General features: G+C 63.0%; 15 protein-coding genes. 9 read left to right on the top strand and 6 right to left on the bottom strand.

What is annotated here, in order from left to right; genetic code table 11:
- Window position 1 precedes the first annotated feature (1 nt).
- Window positions 2-916 (top strand): ABC transporter permease, encoded by a 915-nt coding sequence (locus J4G32_RS04425; protein WP_210484847.1) that lies wholly within the window; start codon window positions 2-4, stop codon window positions 914-916.
- A gap of 10 nt (window positions 917-926) precedes the next feature.
- A complete protein-coding gene (locus J4G32_RS04420) occupies window positions 927-1,781 on the top strand; it encodes an ABC transporter permease (RefSeq protein WP_210484840.1) in 855 nt (284 codons plus the stop codon).
- A gap of 61 nt (window positions 1,782-1,842) precedes the next feature.
- On the opposite strand, the gene J4G32_RS04415 is transcribed toward J4G32_RS04420, so the two are convergent.
- Window positions 1,843-2,331: a hypothetical protein gene (locus J4G32_RS04415; protein WP_210484838.1), complete on the bottom strand. Its 489-nt coding sequence runs from the start codon at window positions 2,329-2,331 to the stop codon at window positions 1,843-1,845.
- A gap of 1,152 nt (window positions 2,332-3,483) precedes the next feature.
- Between J4G32_RS04415 and J4G32_RS04410 the strand changes: the two genes are divergently transcribed.
- The 7 genes from J4G32_RS04410 (at window position 3,484) to J4G32_RS04380 (ending at window position 10,574) form a co-directional block, all read left to right on the top strand.
- Window positions 3,484-4,551, top strand: a complete 1,068-nt coding sequence (locus J4G32_RS04410; protein ID WP_210484836.1) for an ABC transporter ATP-binding protein — start codon at window positions 3,484-3,486, stop codon at window positions 4,549-4,551.
- Between the two features lie 116 nt (window positions 4,552-4,667).
- Window positions 4,668-6,035: an ABC transporter substrate-binding protein gene (locus tag J4G32_RS04405; protein WP_210484834.1), complete on the top strand. Its 1,368-nt coding sequence runs from the start codon at window positions 4,668-4,670 to the stop codon at window positions 6,033-6,035.
- A gap of 2 nt (window positions 6,036-6,037) precedes the next feature.
- The gene (locus tag J4G32_RS04400) at window positions 6,038-6,964 is read left to right on the top strand and encodes a carbohydrate ABC transporter permease (RefSeq protein WP_246504762.1); all 927 of its coding nucleotides are present in this window, start codon (window positions 6,038-6,040) and stop codon (window positions 6,962-6,964) included.
- Window positions 6,961-7,821 (top strand): carbohydrate ABC transporter permease, encoded by an 861-nt coding sequence (locus J4G32_RS04395; RefSeq protein ID WP_246504761.1) that lies wholly within the window; start codon window positions 6,961-6,963, stop codon window positions 7,819-7,821. The genes J4G32_RS04400 and J4G32_RS04395 overlap by 4 nt, the downstream gene beginning before the upstream one ends.
- Window positions 7,822-7,825: 4 nt before the next feature.
- Window positions 7,826-8,524, top strand: a complete 699-nt coding sequence (locus J4G32_RS04390) for a GntR family transcriptional regulator (protein WP_210484832.1) — start codon at window positions 7,826-7,828, stop codon at window positions 8,522-8,524.
- Entirely contained in the window at window positions 8,521-9,567 is a 1,047-nt protein-coding gene (locus J4G32_RS04385) for a DUF2804 domain-containing protein (protein ID WP_210484830.1), read from the top strand. The genes J4G32_RS04390 and J4G32_RS04385 overlap by 4 nt, the downstream gene beginning before the upstream one ends.
- A complete protein-coding gene (locus J4G32_RS04380) occupies window positions 9,561-10,574 on the top strand; it encodes a DUF2804 domain-containing protein (RefSeq protein WP_210484828.1) in 1,014 nt (337 codons plus the stop codon). Before J4G32_RS04385 ends, J4G32_RS04380 begins: the two co-directional genes overlap by 7 nt.
- A 47-nt stretch (window positions 10,575-10,621) precedes the next feature.
- Here J4G32_RS04380 and J4G32_RS04375 read toward each other — a convergent pair whose 3' ends face one another.
- From J4G32_RS04375 to J4G32_RS04355, 5 genes are read right to left on the bottom strand one after another with little or no spacing between them, the layout of a single operon-like run.
- The gene (locus tag J4G32_RS04375) at window positions 10,622-12,076 is read right to left on the bottom strand and encodes an amidohydrolase family protein (RefSeq protein ID WP_210484826.1); all 1,455 of its coding nucleotides are present in this window, start codon (window positions 12,074-12,076) and stop codon (window positions 10,622-10,624) included.
- Between the two features lie 28 nt (window positions 12,077-12,104).
- Entirely contained in the window at window positions 12,105-12,767 is a 663-nt protein-coding gene (locus J4G32_RS04370) for an aspartate/glutamate racemase family protein (protein ID WP_210484824.1), read from the bottom strand.
- A gap of 8 nt (window positions 12,768-12,775) precedes the next feature.
- Window positions 12,776-14,224, bottom strand: a complete 1,449-nt coding sequence (locus J4G32_RS04365) for an amidohydrolase family protein (RefSeq protein WP_210484822.1) — start codon at window positions 14,222-14,224, stop codon at window positions 12,776-12,778.
- A complete protein-coding gene (locus J4G32_RS04360; RefSeq protein ID WP_246504760.1) occupies window positions 14,217-15,311 on the bottom strand; it encodes an amino acid ABC transporter permease in 1,095 nt (364 codons plus the stop codon). Before J4G32_RS04360 ends, J4G32_RS04365 begins: the two co-directional genes overlap by 8 nt.
- 5 nt (window positions 15,312-15,316) lie before the next feature.
- Window positions 15,317-16,486 carry an amino acid ABC transporter permease gene (locus J4G32_RS04355; protein WP_210484820.1) on the bottom strand — a complete coding sequence of 390 codons (1,170 nt, stop codon included), beginning with the start codon at window positions 16,484-16,486 and terminating at the stop codon, window positions 15,317-15,319.
- Window positions 16,487-16,521 lie beyond the last annotated feature (35 nt).

Raw genomic sequence — 16,521 nt, 5'->3', positions numbered from 1 at the left:
CATGGCTCGTGTGATCCTCACCCGTCTCCTCAATGCAGTCCTTGCCATATGGGGTGTCGTGACGATTGTCTTCGTCGCGGCACGCCTGTTGGGGGATCCCGTGCTGTTGATGCTCCCCATCGGGGCGAGCGATGCGGACGTGGCGACGCTGCGCGCGTCTCTTGGGTTGGATCAATCGCTCGGGGCGCAATACGTCGACTTCCTCAGACGTGTGGCCGTGGGCGATTTCGGGACCTCGTTCCAGTTTCAACGACCCGCGATGACGGTCGTGCTCGAGCGTTTGCCCGACACGATGATGCTGGCGATGGTCGCGCTGGTTCTTGCCGTTGCCTTCGGGCTCGTGGGCGGGTTCCTCGCCGCGCGGTTTCGCGGCACGCTGATCGAGTTCGTAACCATGCTGGTCGCTCTGATCGGTCAGGCGACCCCTGTCTTTTGGTTAGGTCTCGTCTTCATTCTGATCTTCGCCGTCCAGCTGCGCTGGTTGCCGACTGGTGGAACCGGGGGGGTGGAGCATATCATCCTGCCGGCTCTGACTTTGGCGACCTTCACCTCCGCAAGCGTCGCGCGGCTTTTCCGCTCCAGCCTGATCGAAGTGTTGAGCCAGGATTATATCCGAACCGCCCGCGCCAAAGGCGTATCGACTCTACGGCTGTTCCTCAAGCACGCCACACCCAACGCTGCTATGCCAGTGCTGACAATGGTGGGCATACTCGCAGGCGAACTTCTTGGAGGCGCGGTGATCACCGAAACGATCTTCTCATGGCCCGGTGTCGGGCGCGTCATCGTGCAGGCCATCGAGACCAAGGATTTCTCCGTGGTTCAGGCCGGCGCTGTCGTGCTTGCCGCGATCTTCATCGCGGTCAACCTCATCGTCGATCTCCTCTATGTCACGCTTGATCCACGGTTGAGGGCATAGGACCTCATCGATGAAATTTTTCTCAGCTCTCCTTCGCTCGCGCAACGCCGTTCTTGGCGCATTCATTCTGTCGGTCTTTGTAGCAGGTGCGGTTCTGGCCCCGGTCGTCGCCCCCATGGCTCCCACCCAGACCGACTTGCGCGGACGGCTTTCGCCCCCGAGCCTGTCTCTGACGGAAATCGGGAAGGCACCGCTGGGGCGCGACCAGCTCGGGCGCGACGTCTTCAGCCGAATCCTCTACGGCAGCCGCATCACGCTTGCGGTCGCGTTAGCGTCTGTCGTTGTCGGTGGGATCGTCGGTGTCGGGGTTGGTCTCTACTCGGGATACCGAGGAGGGTTGCCGGACCAGATCATCATGCGGGTGGTGGATGTCCAGCTCGCGTTCCCACTGATGCTTCTTGCGCTTGTCGTCGTCGCGGCGGTGGGCCCGAGTATCGGCAACCTTATCGCGGTGCTGGCGCTCACCAGCTGGACGCGATACGCCCGCATCGTCCGGGGAGAAGTCCTCGCTCTCAAGCATCGTGAATTCATCCTCTCGGCGCACACCATCGGTGCCAATCCGTGGCGCATCGCGTTCCAGCACATCCTGCCCAACGTACTGATGCCGGTGATCGTCGTGGCAACTCTCGAACTCGCGCGCGTGATCGTTCTGGAATCGTCGTTGAGCTTCCTCGGTATCGGAGTCCAACCGCCGTATCCGAGCTGGGGTCGAATGCTCGCCGAAGGTCGATCATACATTTCGTCGGCCTGGTGGCTCGCCACCTTCCCGGGATTGGCCATCATGCTCGTGGTGCTCAGCGTCAACCTCCTGGGCGACTGGCTTCGCGATACGCTCGATCCCCGGCAGCGAGAGCGTCGACAGTGACGTCTGCCGCGTCCACCCCATCGGCCGCCAAGCCACCCCGGCGGCCGAAGGACAGATCCAGCTATGAAATTTCGTCAGCCCCATAAGCGCGGCGTCTCGTCTTGCGGGGGGCACGGGGTGCTGTTGCAACCTCGTAGGCGAGGAGTGCCACGCCGCAGCCCACCAGACCTGCCAGGAACATGGCTGCTACGGGATGCTCGGTCACCGCGTCTGCGACCGCTCTCTGGGCGCGCGGAGCAACCTTCCGCCCGCGTGCGCTCAGGTAGTCCACCGAGTCCGCAATCCTCTCGGCGGTTGCCTCGGCTGCATGCCGGGCACTCCGAAGAGCTCCGGAAACCCGGTCGTCGTCACCGTGGGACGTTTCATCGACGCCGCGAGGATCACCGGGAGCATACTTGCTCACCTTGACAGAAACCGGGTCACTTCCTGGAAATGACTCCTTGATCCCATGGTCGAGCCGTGCGTCGAGATCGTGGTGCGCGGCCGACTCGTGTTCCGCTTTCGAGTGAGGGCCGGCATGGGAGTTTGGGGTCTCAATCGGTTTCTGCATCGAAGTCTCCTCTGTCGCACGGCAACGCGAAGACTCGGGAGACGTTCCTCTGTTCGCACGAACGCGGCCAGAACAGAGACCTAACCGGAGGGCCCGGCCGCGCAGTCCTTCACATCGGCCGCCTGGGGGCGCAGTGGAATGCGAGCGATCATCGCTCGGACATGGGCTTTAATCCTGAGATCGTGTTCGCACGGCGGAGGCACGTCCTCCGGTGGGCCGACATCAGAGAGTTGACCAGGGATATGTCGTCGTTCACTCATGTGCTTGACGATCCCGCGCTTGCAGCACCGCACTTATGCGCAGTTTCCTTTCAAGAGTCGGTGCGCAAGCACACGCGCACCGGTGAAACAATCTTCCTCGCTTGATTGGAGGCCGAAGACGAGCGCGCTTCAAAATTCTGCCGGAATCGGCTAACCGTCGGGCGGGCTGACCTGCCCAACTCCCTCATGCGAGGTCGACGTGACCCGTCCGACGACATTATCCGCCGTACTGCTGACGTGCCTCGCTATCGGCACTGCGTCCGGCGTTGTGGCGCAAGATGCGCGGTCGCCGACCTGGCCAGAGGTGAAGTGCGCCCGCTACAAACAGGCGTGGGCGGAGGCCATCACCAGACGAGGGTCGCGAGGGCTGGGGCAGGATTTCCTGGATCGCCATGAAGCCTTTCTCGCATCGGGTTGCACGTCACGAGCAGATGTGTGCCCGCGATCATCCGAAGAGCTCGAGATGGCGAACGTGATGGTGATCCTCGCCATGAATGCAGGCACAGCGAGCACGTTTCCGCCCTTTGCCTGTCGCAAGTAGGTATTCGTTCGTGGACGGTTCATGGCGGGTATCCGCCGCCCTGCGGTCGGGCGAGGGCCCAGGGCGAGCCTCCGACGTCCCCGAGACCAGCTGTCCTGACCGGACACCGAGCGCAAAAAGAGGCCGCCCGCGGCGGGACCAATCCAAGCGGGCTTGCCCGAACCGGTGTTCCCCGAAAGCGTAATCGCGCCGCTATGATAGCCGTGTGGTCATGCTGCGGATGCGAAGGCCCCGCCAGGGGGGTGCGGCAGAATTGCAGTCCCAACTCGCGGATTGACGGCCCTTTGCCGACATTCTATAGAATATTGAATATAGAAACTGAGATTTGGCGCAGGTCAAACGGGAGGCCAAGTGGGTGCTGTCGACATTCGAGGCGTGCGCAAATCGTACGGCGACCACAAGGTCATGCACGGGGTGTCGATCGCGATTCCCGATGGGGAGTTCGTCGCGCTTGTTGGCCCTTCGGGATGCGGCAAGTCCACGCTCCTGCGGATGATCGCGGGGCTGGAGGAGATCACCGAAGGCGACATCCTGATCGGTGATCGGGTCATCAACGACGTCGCCCCGAAAGACCGTGACATTGCCATGGTGTTTCAAAACTACGCGCTCTACCCGCATATGAGCGTGCGAAAGAACATGGCGTTCGCGCTCAAGCTGCGGCGCCTTCCCCCTGCCGAGATCGAGAAGCGCGTTCGATCGGTTGCGGAGATTCTGAGCCTTGAGCCACTTCTCGATCGCAAGCCGCGGGCCCTGTCAGGCGGTCAGCGCCAGCGGGTCGCAATGGGACGCGCCATCGTGCGCGACCCGCAGGTCTTCCTCTTTGACGAGCCGCTGTCCAACCTTGACGCCAAACTGCGCGTTCAGATGCGTTCCGAGCTTAAGGAACTCCATCAGCGCCTGGGCACGACGACGGTCTACGTCACGCACGATCAGATCGAGGCCATGACGCTTGCCAACCGTGTCGTCGTGATGAATGCAGGCCGCGTCGAGCAGGTGGGTGCTCCGCTGGAGCTCTACGATCGGCCAGACAACCTCTTCGTCGCGGCCTTCATCGGATCGCCGCCGATGAACTTCCTGCAAGGAGCCGTCACGGAAGATCGCAGCGGCCTGACGCTTCCGGACGGCCTCGTGCTGGCTGTTCCGGGCGGCGTTTATGCATCCGCTGGAACGCCCGTCACCATCGGCATTCGTCCCGAACATTTCACCATCGCGTCGGCCGGTTGGCCCGTTGCGGTGTCGGTCATCGAGCCAACCGGTTCAGAAACCCAGATCAGCACGCGGTTGGCGGGTCGCACGCTTCGCGTTCTGATCCGCGGGCGGACGGCGGTGGAGCCGGGTGAGACCATTCACATTACGGCCGAACCGGACAACATTCACGTCTTCGACACGCAGACAGGACTTCGAATCGACCGCCGCTGATCGGCACTCGCCTACATCCCGCGTCACGCCAAACGGGACACGTCCATTCGATGCGCAGCGCTCCGTTGCGCATCCGCTCAAGCCGCCTTCGCAGCGGCGCATATAGGGGGGTTCACATGGGACAGGAACAGAAGCGCACCGGGTGCCTCTCGCGCCGGGCTTTGACGGCGGGGTTGTCCGCCATCGCCACGCTGGCGCTCACATCGCACGGTTTCGCGCAGACGGCCGCGAAGGATGGTGGCGGCTTGGGAACGCCGGAGGCGCCTGTGGAAATCCGGATGATCGCCAACGAGGCGTTTGCCAAACAGTGGCAGACCAGCATGGTGCCGGAGTTCAACAAGGTCTATCCGAACATCAGGGTGAAAATCGACGGCGTGCCCTACGCCGAGCTTCTCGCCAAGAGCCTGCTCGACGTCACGGGCGCAAAGCCCACCTACGATATCATCATTGCGGACGACCCCTGGATTCCACAACTGGCCAGGACCGGCGCGCTGCTCGATCTGAAGAAGGGTGCGGGGCAGTGGACGAAGCCGGACTACGATTGGGCTGACTTCAACGCATCGCCACTGGCGGCAGGCGAGTGGGAGGGTGTGCAATATGGCGTGCCGCTGCGCTCCAACATGCTCCTCATGTTCGTCAACAAGGCACTCTACGCGAAAGCCGGTCTGCCCGCGCCGACGCCGAGCCTGACATGGGCTGAGTATGTCGCACAGGCGCCAAAGCTCGTGCAGGATACCAACGGCGACGGCAAGATCGATTCATGGGCCGTCGATACCTATTTCACACGCGACTCGCTCACGCCCACAATCTGGCAGACGATCCTGAATTCGAACGGCGGCGCGCTTCTCGACAAGGATAACAAGCCGGCCTTCGACAACGCGGAGGGCGTCAAGGCTCTCCAGGCTCATATCGATCTGCTCAAGTTCGCACCTCCCGGTGCCTCGAGCCACGGCTTCAATGAATCCCTGCAGGCCTTCCGCCAGGGCCAGGTCGCGACCCTGTTCATGTGGGGCAGCGTCTTCAAGGGCACGGCGGTTGATCCGGCGACCACTACCCTGACGCCTGATCAGGTGGGCATCCAGGTCATGCCGGCGGGAAGCCGTGGACCCGGCGCCCATAGGGGTATCTGGAGTGGTGCGATCACCAACAAGAGCGAGCACCCGCAGGCCGCCTGGGCCCTCCTTCAGTGGCTGAGTTCCAAGGAAGGAGAGGTCTGGCACGCCAACGCACTGGGCGTCTTCCCGGCGCGCAAATCGACCCTCGCCACGGCACCCGAGCAGGCATGGCTCGTCCCCGTCTATGCCGCATTGCAGCAGGCCTACGATACCTCAGCGTCCGGTCAGATGTGGCGGCCGCGTCTGGCGAAGTCCGATGCAGTCCAGCAGATTCTGGCCGATGAGACCAGTCGTGCCGTGGCCGGGCAGATCAGTGCTGACGATGCGCTCAAAAGCGCCGCGAAGAAGATCGAGCGACTTCTGAAGTGACCATGACCGTTGTTGACCAGATGGCTCCGGGTGCCAGGCGCATCCGGGGCAGGGGGAGAGCGGCCGACGTCGTCAGCCGCTGGGCCTTTATGGCGCCCGCAGCCCTCCTGCTACTGGCTGTTCTCGCCTATCCAATCTTCTACACGATTCAGATCAGCTTCGCCGAACTCGACCTGGGGACATTCACCGCTACCGAGTGGGTTGGGTGGGACAATTACCTGACCGTGATCGAGGATGAGCGATTCTGGAATTCGCTCGAGGTGACGGGCATCTATCTTGTCCTGGCGCTGCCGTTGCAGATGGTACTGGGCTTCGGCATCGCGTTCCTGATCAATGCGGAATGGAAAGGTCGCGGGCTTATCCGTGCGCTCTTCATCATTCCCATGGTGGTGGCACCCGTTGTCGCCGGCGGCGTCTGGCGCATGATGCTCGACCCGCTCTGGGGGCTCGTCAATTACTGGATGGGGCTCGTCGGTCTCGGCCCCTTCGACTGGCTGGGCGATCCGAAGCTCGCGATGATCACCATCGTCATTATCGATACGTGGCGCTGGACGCCGTTCGTCACGCTGATTGCAACCGCCGCCCTGTTATCGCTTCCGCGTGATGTGTTTGAGGCAGCAGAAATCGACGGCGCCAATTGGTGGACCACGTTCTGGTCGATCACTCTCCCGCTCCTAGTGCCGATCATTGCCGCGACTTTCGTCGTGCGGTGGCTGGGCGCCGTCAAGATGTTCGATATCGCTCTGGCGGCGACGAATGGAGGACCCGGTAGAGCCACGAGTGTGATCAATCTGTTCATCTACGAGGAGGCCTTCCGCTCGCTGAAATTCGCGGAATCAGCCGCCATGGCGGTGATTGTTCTGGTCATCACGATGGTGTTGACCGCGGTGTTTCTCCGCGGCACCCGGAAGCTGGAGGGCATGTATTGAGCGCGACCCTCACCCTTGCTGGCAGACGGCGCAAACGTCCGATCGGGCGCTATGTGCGCATCGCCGGCGGCATCACCGCTTGCATCATGTTCCTATTCCCCATTTTCTGGATGGTGCTGACATCCTTCAAGATGCCGCGGGACATCTTTACGACGCCTCCGACCTTCTTCTTCACTCCGACGATCGAGACCTACACCAGCTACCTGCAGCATGCCGACATCCCCAACCGCATGCTCAATACGGTTATCGTTGCATGTGGTGCTGGGCTGATCTCGATTGCCGCGGGATCGATGGCGGGCTACGCCCTCGCGCGGATCAAGGTGAAGGGGCTGGCAACGATGGGAGCATTGATCCTGCTGTCGCGCGGTGTTCCGCCGATCGCCCTCGCCGTGCCGATGTTCCTGGTCGCACGCAATCTCGGACTCACTGACAAGCACATCACACTGATCCTGGCCTATTGCACGTTCCTCATTCCTTACGTGATGTGGCTGATGCGCGGTTTCTTCAAGGCGCTTCCCGAAGAGCTCGAGGAATCGGCGATGCTCGACGGGTGCTCGCGGTTCGGTGCCTTCTTCAGAATTATCGTTCCGATCTCCCTGCCGGGGCTGCTGTCGACGCTGATCTTCAGCGTGATTCTCGCCTGGGAAGAACTGCTCTTCGCGCTGGTTCTCACGAACCGCTATGCCAGCACCATTCCGGTTGCCATCGCAGGGATCGCGGGCGACTCGGTCAACGGTGCGAATTGGGGCGCTCTGACGGCAGTCGGAACGCTCACCGTACTGCCAGTGGTGGTGTTTGCGCTGCTTGTACAGAAGTGGCTGATCAAAGGCCTCGCCGACGGCGCCACGAAGGGATGACCGCATGAAGAAACCATCGTATCGCGGCGCAGGATCGATGCCCCCCGCGCCCGTCTTCCTGACGAAGTCCGATCTCGCGCGACAGCATATCCAGGAGATGGTCATATCGGGCGCCGTCCGTGCCGGAGATCGGATCACGACCCGGCAGGTCTCTGAGGAAATCGGGATCAGCGAGACACCCATCCGCGAGGCCATGCGGAGCCTCTCGGCAGAGGGCTGGCTTGACTCGCACGCGCATCTTGGGGTCGTCGTCGCGTCGATCAAGAGCGAGCAGGTGGAGGAGGTCTATGCCATACGAGGGGCGCTGGGCGCCTTGGCCGTCAGACTCGGCGGCCTCAGCTTCACAGAGCAACGTCTGGCTGAGATCGATCGCAATCTCGCCGACTCGGAGGAAGCTGTCAGCGCCTTGGATTTTTCTGCCTACGCCAGACTCAATCGCGCATTTCATACGTTCCTGACCGACACGCCGTACACGCAGTGGATCCTGAAACTCTTGAGTAACCTCACGGCGCAGACGTCAGCGTTCCATCGTGGCTTCAATGCGGTTCCCGATCGCCTGCGTGGATCTCTCGACGAGCATCACGCTATCCGAAAAGCCCTCGGCGAAGGCGACTTCGATCGGGCCGCGGCCATTATCGTGGAGCACGAGCGCACTGCCGGGTCCGCTCTTGTGGCCGAACTGACGATGAAAAAATCCGCGTGACCCGCCGCGTCGCCATGCCCGATCGTATCCCAGGAGCGTTCTCGGTCGGCACCCGCACCGAGCGCGAGATCGACCGGCCCGTCGATATGTGCCTTGCGAACGGAAGGCTCAATCCCGATGCAGTGGGCTGGAGCAGAACCCCCCTTCACCGTGCCAACTTGAAAGGCTGGGGCCGCAACAAGCGGTTTGAATGGTGGGGAATCATGACCGAGGATTTCGTGGTGACGGCCAATATTTCTCATCATGATTACCGCGCCAATATCGCGTCAACCTTTGTGGACCTGAAGACCAGGCAGACCTGCGGCGCGCGCGAGAATCGCTGGCTGCCGCCAGTGGGCGGGCTCTCGCATATGGACGGAACCGCGCCGCTCTCTGCGGCAGGGCGAACCATCGAGGTGCGGATGACACCCAATGCGATGGGGACGGCGCTTTATGCAAAGAGCGCACGGGTTCTGCTTGAGGCGCAGGTGTTCGAAGAACCGGGACGGGAGTCCATGGGCGTGCTGGTCCCGTGGAGCGACAGGCTGTTTCAGTACACACGAAAGAATAACTGTCTTCTGGTCGAGGGCCGCGTGGTCGTCGATGGGATTGAACGCGCGATTACGCGTGGAGACGCGTACGCGATTCACGATCATGGGCGCGGACGCTGGCCCTATGACACCCTCTGGAACTGGGCTGCCGCGAGCGGCGACACGGATGGTCACCAGATCGGGTTGCAGTTTGGTGCAAAATGGACGGCGGGCACGCCCTCCACCGAGAATGTCCTGCGCATCGATGGTCGCCTGCACAAGATCAGCGACGAGCTCGACTGGACCTACGATACCGCCGACTGGATGAAGCCCTGGACGATCAAGGGTGATCGGGTCGATCTGACGTTCACGCCGGTCATTCACCACCACCACTTGTTTGATCGTGTCGTCATCAGTGCGCGGCTGGATCAGTGCTTTGGACATTTCGACGGCACCATCGTTGCGGACGATGGGCAGCCCTTTCATGTGGCCCGGGTCCTCGGACTCGCGGAAGAGGTTCGGCGGAAATGGTAGGCGGCGTCATCAAGGTCGAGCGCGAACTGACCTCACAGGTCGATCTGTGTCTGCCGGATGGCACGCTCAATCCAGAGGCGGTCGGCTGGACGCGGTCTCCCCTGCACCGGGCCAATCTGCGCGGTTGGGGGCGCAACAAGCGCTTCGAATATTGGTGCATCGCGACTCCCGATCTGGTTGTGGCGGTGAACGTCTCGCATTCGGATTATCGCGTCACTTTGGCGACGTTCTTTCTCGACCTGAGAACACTCGAGGCCTTCTCTGAGGCCGAGATTCATTGGCTGCCGCGCAGCAAGGTCGACAAGATGCCTGACCGATCAGGCGGCGGTCCTGTCATCGGTCGCGGAAACCGGATGGCAATCGAGATGCTGCCCACGAAAAGCGGCGTGCGGCTTGTGGCGCGCACCAGCAGGCTGCATGTCGATCTCGACGTCATCCGCGGTGCGCAGCATGAATCCATGAGTGTCGTGGTCCCGTGGGACACCACCCGGTTTCAATATACCTGCAAGGACAATTGCCTGCCCGTCCGTGGCACGGTGACCGCCGACGGTGTCGACCACATCGTGGACGAAGCGGTCTCCTACGCGACACTCGATCACGGCCGAGGCCGCTGGCCTTATTCAATCGTCTGGAACTGGGGATCGGCGAGCGGTCGCAGTCATGGACACGAGATCGGCCTGCAATTGGGGGCCAAGTGGACAGACGGCACTCCCTCGACGGAGAACGCGCTCAGGATTGACGGGCGCATCGAGAAGATCAGCCAGGAGCTCAAATGGACTTATGACAGGACCGATTGGCTGCGCCCATGGACCATCCGGGGCGAGCGGATCGACCTGGTTTTTACGCCGGTCTACGACCGACAATCGTCATTCGACAGGCTCGTCGTCATCAGCAAGGAGCATCAATGCTTCGGGTACTTCAATGGCCATGTCATCGACGAGGCGGGTCGCCGCCTCGTCGTCGAGCGCTTGTTTGGCTGGGCAGAGGAAGTGCATCGGCGCTGGTAGGATTTTTCCGCCGCCGCGACGCCCTGCGCCTGCCCTACGCGTCGCACTCACCGTTCACGCATGGGGAAAACGCGTGGGCTCAGTTGGTCGAGCCGGCGGCCGGCCCAGTCACGCTCCGGCGCGGCCGCGATCGCCTCGGCCTGGCCCTTCCGGAGCATCTCGATATCCTCGCCGATCTCGAAGGTGGTTACCACCCCGTCACGCACGACCTGCTGGCCTGCCACGTAGACATCCTTGATGGCGCGGTCGTTGGCCGAATAGACAAGGCTGCGGATCGGTTCGTAATCCGGCTGCATGTAGGGGTTGGTCATGTCGACGACCGAGAAATCGGCCTGGCAGCCGGGCGCCAGCCGTCCGAGATCGGGACGACGGATCATGTCGGCGCCGATCGCGGTCGCGGCCATGAAGGCGTCTGTGGTGGACGATGCCGTGAAGCTGCCGGCAACGATCCGGCCCGCATAACAGGCCATGCGCAACTCATCGAGCATATTGTGCGGAAACGAATCCGTACCGATGCCGCAGCGGATGCCAGCCTTCATGTAGCGGCTCAGGGTGTTGAGCGCGATCCCCCTTCGGGCAAACACGACCGGACAATGGGCCACCATGGCTCCGCTGTCGCGCAGGCGCTCGAAGTCGCTGGCCTGCGGCAGGTGGATCCACGGATGGTCGTTGAGAAAGATGCAATGTCCGATGATCGTGTCGGGCCCCAGAGCGCCGATTTTCTCGAGCCATTCGATCGGCGTGCAACCCGTGCGGCGGATGATTTCCTGAAACTCCACGATGCTCTGGGCGGCGTGGATCTGGATCGGCTGGTTGCGCTCGCGGGCGGCATCGAGCGCATCGCGGATCTGGCCTTCCGTGCAGGTGTCGATCTGGGACGGTCCGAAATATCCCGTGATGCGTCCGCTCGGGTGCTTCGATGCAGCATCGGCGATGGTGATGGCTTCCCGCAAGAGGCGGTCGCCGCGCGCTTCGTCGAGATCGTACTGGACCGAGTGTCCGTCGGTGGTCTTCCACGGACCGGAGCGGAACATGCCCCAGAGCACCGCGCGGATGCCGGTCTCGGCGTAGTCGCCCGCCCACGATTCGCGCGGCGTGCCGAGATCGCAGATGGTCGTCACGCCGCTCTTGAGCAGTTCGGAGACGGCGACGCGAAGCGACGGACGGCTGTATTGCGGACCGATGTTGAAGACCGGCATGAACTCGTAGAGCGAGCTCTGTCCGAGTCGGGGGCTCCCCAGTTCCTCGAGCATGCCCTTCCAACCGGGCTCGTGTCCCGGGTGGCTGTGCACGTCGACGAAGCCTGGCATCAACATCATGCGCGAGGCGTCGATTTCCTCATCGGCGACGCCCGGGAAATCCGGCCCCACATGCACGATGGTGTCGCCGCGGATCGCGAGGTCAGCGCCGCGGAGATAGACGTGCGAGGCTGCGTTCTCGTCCCAGGCGACAAGCCAGTCGCAATTGCGAAAGAGGGTTGTCTTGCTGTTGTGATCGATCATCGTGACACCGGCGTGGCTGGAAATGATGTTAGTGATCGGCGAGGCGCACGCGCCCCACGGCCATCACGACCGCGGCCTGCGTCGGCTCGACGACGGGGACGCCGACGGCCTCTTCCAGCGGACGGCGAAAGCGCGCCATGCCGGCGCAGCCCATCACCAGCACGTCGGCCCCGTGCTGGTCCTTGAGGTTGCGGCCGACCTCGATCATGCGGCTCAATGTGCGGGTCTCGTCCGCAAGCTCGGCGACGCCAAGGCCGATCGAGAGATCGCCTGCCAGACGTTCCGTCACGCCCATCGCGCCGAAATAACGCAGATGGCGCGGGATCGAAGTGGGCAGGATTGCGATGACGCCGAAACGCTGCCCGAGCGTGAGAGCCGTCAACACCCCGCATTCGGCGATGCCGAGGACCGGCCGCGCGCTCTGCTCGCGCAAGGCAAAGAGCCCCGGGTCGGAAAAACACGCGATGACGAAGGCGCCGGCTGTCGCCTCGAGGTCTTCGCATGTCCTCAAGAGCGGCTGGATGACCCCGTCCACATGGCGCTGGGTCTGGATCCCCGGAGGACCTTCTGCCAGCGACAGGCAGGTGATGGCCGGACCGTCCGCGCTGCGCAGCGGAGCCACGGCCGTGTCGATACCTTCTGTGACCGCAGCGGACGAATTGGGGTTGATGACGTAGACGGTGCCGGACATGCGGAGCCTCAAAGACGGTTGGCGAGTGGGAGCGAGAGGCGAGCAAGGGTCGAGATGGTGCGTCCACGCGGATCGGCTTTCTCGGCCGCGCGACAGGCTCTCTTCTGCGCGTCCTGAAGCTCTAGAACGGCTCCGTCGTAGTCGAGATTGACGACGCGCCGGTCTCGCACCACCGCGCGCCCGTCGACGAAGACATCGCAAACGGCGCGTTCGGCGGCACAATGCAGCAGGTTGCGCAGAGGATCGTAGACGGGTTGCATGCCGGACTGGGAGAGGTCGACCAGCACAAGATCGGCCTTTGCGCCGGGCTTCACGGCGCCGATGTCATCGCGACCAAGCGCCTTCGCGCCGCCGGTCGTTGCGGCCTCGAAGATGCCCGCCGTGTCGATATCGAACACGCTCTTGCCGGACACCCGCGAGCAGATCATCGCCTCGCGCATCTCCTCCAGCATGTTGAACGGGTAGCTATCGGTCCCAATACCGACATTGACGCCGGCGCGACGGTAGCCGCCGAGGCTTTCGAGCGTCATGCCCGAGCGGGCGAACGTGACCGGGCAATGGGCGACGGAGGTGCCGCTTGCCGCGAGACGCTCGAGATCGTCGCGCGTGCGCTGTCGGGTCCAGGTATGATGATCGAGGAAGATGCAATGGCCGAGAATGAGATCGGGCCCGAGCACGCCGAGGCGCTCGAGGAACGCGGGCGCCGTCTCGCCGGTGCGGCGCAGCAACTCCTCATGTTCGGCCATGGTCTGAGCCGCGTGAATGGTCATGCGCATGCCGCGCCGACGGGCTTCGGCGGCGGCCTCCTGCAGAAGGCTTTCGCTGCAGGTCTCGATCTGCGAGGGAGCGATGATGCCGTCGATCCTGCCCGACGGATGAGCGCGGGCTTCGTCGACAAATGCCAGCGCCTGCGCATAGCGCTCGCGTCCGCTCGCCTCGTTCCAGTCGAAATCGAGGCGATGGCTGTCGACCACACGCCACGCGGCCTCCCGGAATCCCGGCGCCAGATAGGCGCGCACGCCGCTTTCGGCTGCCAGAGACAGCCATCTCGGATGCGGCGAGGCGATGTCCAGCAAGGTGGTGACGCCGCTGCGCATGAGATCGCCCAACATCACGGTTTGGCAGGCGGCCTTCGCGTCCGAATCTGAATCGACCAGCGCCGAATATTCGTAGAGAGCGTTGCCCCACAACGCGGCCGTGCCGGCATCCTCGAACAGGCCCTTGGCGATCGGCTCGTCGCCGGAATGGCAGTGGACGTCGACGAGGCCCGGCATGACCATCAACGCCTGGCCTGCGATCTCCACGTCCGCATGGCCCGCATAGGACGCGCCTACATGCAGGATCCCGGCTTTCGAGAAGGCGATGTCCACATCCTGCGCGTAGGCGTGCCGGCCCGCGGTTTCGTCCCATGTCACGGCCCAGGCGGCGTTGCGGATAACAGTTGTCTGCTCAGTCATGACCCATCCGAAAATGACGTTCGAGAAATCGGCTATAGGCACCCATGATGGTGCTGAAGAAGAGATACACGGAGGCGGCGAACACGTAGCCTTCGAGAACCACGATGCCCTGCCATTGCGGATCGCGCATGGAGCTTCTCACCGTATCGAGGAAATCGAGAAGGCCGACAATCACGACCAGCGTGGTGTCCTGGAAGAACCCGATGAAGAGCGTCACAAGCGGCGGGATCATGATCTTGATCGCCTGCGGCAGCACGATGAGACGCATCATCTGCCAATAGTGCAGGCCCATTGCGGCCGAGGCCTCGTATTGGCCTTTGGGGATCGCCTGAAGGCCGCCGCGCACGATCTCGGCCACATAGGCTGCGGCAAACAGGATGATGGCGATCTGCGCGCGCAGCAATTTGTCGATGGTGACGCCGCTCGGCATGAACAGAGGCAGCATGACCGATGCCATGAACAGGATGCTGATCAGCGGGACGCCGCGCACGAGTTCGATGAACGCAATGGCGATGACCCGGATCACCGGCAGCTTCGAGGCACGTGCGAGCGCCAGCATGATCCCGAGGGGAAATGCACCGGCAAGGCCGATGAAGGACAGCATGAACGAGAGCGGCAGACCGCCCCATTGGGAGGTGGGTACCGAGACCAGCCCGAACACGCCACCGCGCATCAGCACGAAGGCCGCTACCAGCATCACGCCCCAGCCGGCGAGGAGCCGCCGGCCCCACAGGGCCGGGCTCATGGAAATGCCGCAGGCTCCGAAGAACAACATCAAGGCCGTGATCGGCCGCCATTGCTCGTCGTAAGGGTAAAAGCCGAACACCATGAAGCGCAGCTTGTCGGAAAAGAACGGCCAGCACGCGCCGCGCCCTGTCTTGCACGCGGCAGGCCCGCCGGAAAATACCGCGTCGACAAACAGCCACTGGATCGAGCGATGAACCAGCAGGGCGATCAGGGCTACGCACGCGATGGTGACGATGGCGTTCGGTATCGTGCCGAAATACGGGGCCAGCGCCGCGCGCGGGCCGAGATTTTCGCGCGGCCGTTCCATGCGGGGTGCCAGTTCGGCTTTGACGAGCTGCATGTTCGTCATCCTCGCAGGGCCACGCGGGCATTATACCAGTTCATGAAAGCCGAGATGGAAAGCGAGAGCGACAGATACACCATCATGAACAATGCGATCGGCTCGATCGCCTGTCCGGTCTGGTTCATGGTGGTGTTGGAGACCATCACGAGATCGGGGTAGCCGATGGCGATGGCGAGCGAACTGTTCTTGAACACGTTGAGATAGGTGCTGGTCATGGGCGGAATGATGACCCGCAGGGATTGCGGCAGGATCACCAGCCGCAGCGACATGGAGCGACGTAGCCCGAGCGAGGATGCGGCCTCCCACTGGCCCTTCTTGATGGCGGTGATGCCGCTGCGCACGATCTCGGCGACATTGGCCGACGCGCCAAGCGTCAGGCCCACGAGCAGCGCCACGAATTCCGGCATCAACTGCGCGCCGCCGCTGAGGCGGAACCGTCCGAGTTCGGGAAAATCGACCGCGAGGGACGGCCGCAGGATGAGAATGGCGAGGATGGGCGGCAGCAACAGCGCGCCGGCGATCAACGGCCACGTGCGGCGTTCCATGCCCGTTGCGACGCGGCGTAGGCGCAGCGCACGCGAGACGACCACCGATGCGGCAATTCCGACGACTAGCGCAAGGGCGATCCAGCTCAGCTCATCGGACCATCGCACCGATGGCACCACGAGGCCGCCATTGCTCAGATAGACAGACGGGAGAATGCGCAGGGCGTCGCGCACCGGCGGCAGCGACGTGACGATCACCGCGTAGCACAGGAACAGCAGCAGCAGCAGCGGGACGTTCCGCAGGATCTCCACATAGATCATCATGATCCGCGAGAGCAGCGGGTTGGACGACAGCCGTCCGATGGCGACGAGCGTCCCGATCACAGTGGCGAGTACCACGGCAAGGGCCGAGACCCGGATGGTGTTGAGGATGCCGACCAGCAAGGCGCGCGCATAGGTGTCGGCCGGCTGGTAGGCGATGGGGGATTGGCTGATGACGAAGCCGGCCTCGCGCCACAGGTAGGAGAAGCCAGTCGCGATGTTCTGCCGGGCCAGGTTCTCCGACGCGTTGTGGAACAGAAAGACGGCGATCGTCACGACGGCGAGGCCGCAGGCGACTTGGTAGAAAATCGCACGCGCGCGCACATCGTAGACGATACGCCACGGGCTATCCGAGGCGGCTTGCATCGTTGCTCCCCAGGGTCAGGACATCGTCGGACGTC

Origin of the sequence: Microvirga antarctica, assembly GCF_017921815.1 — a bacterium.
Lineage (GTDB): Bacteria > Pseudomonadota > Alphaproteobacteria > Rhizobiales > Beijerinckiaceae > Microvirga > Microvirga antarctica.
The sequence above is the reverse complement of the archived record's forward strand: the minus strand, read 5'-3'. Positions and strand labels throughout refer to the sequence as shown.

What these genes read in the sequence shown, in the direction of transcription:
- J4G32_RS04400 (WP_246504762.1), top strand. Translation starts at nt 6,038, where the DNA reads ATGACCGTTGTTGACCAGATGGCTCCGGGTGCCAGGCGCATCCGGGGC.
- J4G32_RS04420 (WP_210484840.1), top strand. Translation starts at nt 927, where the DNA reads ATGAAATTTTTCTCAGCTCTCCTTCGCTCGCGCAACGCCGTTCTTGGC.
- J4G32_RS04370 (WP_210484824.1), bottom strand. Translation starts at nt 12,767, where the DNA reads ATGTCCGGCACCGTCTACGTCATCAACCCCAATTCGTCCGCTGCGGTC.
- J4G32_RS04360 (WP_246504760.1), bottom strand. Translation starts at nt 15,311, where the DNA reads ATGCAGCTCGTCAAAGCCGAACTGGCACCCCGCATGGAACGGCCGCGC.
- J4G32_RS04415 (WP_210484838.1), bottom strand. Translation starts at nt 2,331, where the DNA reads ATGCAGAAACCGATTGAGACCCCAAACTCCCATGCCGGCCCTCACTCG.
- J4G32_RS04375 (WP_210484826.1), bottom strand. Translation starts at nt 12,076, where the DNA reads ATGATCGATCACAACAGCAAGACAACCCTCTTTCGCAATTGCGACTGG.
- J4G32_RS04425 (WP_210484847.1), top strand. Translation starts at nt 2, where the DNA reads ATGGCTCGTGTGATCCTCACCCGTCTCCTCAATGCAGTCCTTGCCATA.
- J4G32_RS04365 (WP_210484822.1), bottom strand. Translation starts at nt 14,224, where the DNA reads ATGACTGAGCAGACAACTGTTATCCGCAACGCCGCCTGGGCCGTGACA.
- J4G32_RS04380 (WP_210484828.1), top strand. Translation starts at nt 9,561, where the DNA reads ATGGTAGGCGGCGTCATCAAGGTCGAGCGCGAACTGACCTCACAGGTC.
- J4G32_RS04405 (WP_210484834.1), top strand. Translation starts at nt 4,668, where the DNA reads ATGGGACAGGAACAGAAGCGCACCGGGTGCCTCTCGCGCCGGGCTTTG.
- J4G32_RS04355 (WP_210484820.1), bottom strand. Translation starts at nt 16,486, where the DNA reads ATGCAAGCCGCCTCGGATAGCCCGTGGCGTATCGTCTACGATGTGCGC.
- J4G32_RS04390 (WP_210484832.1), top strand. Translation starts at nt 7,826, where the DNA reads ATGAAGAAACCATCGTATCGCGGCGCAGGATCGATGCCCCCCGCGCCC.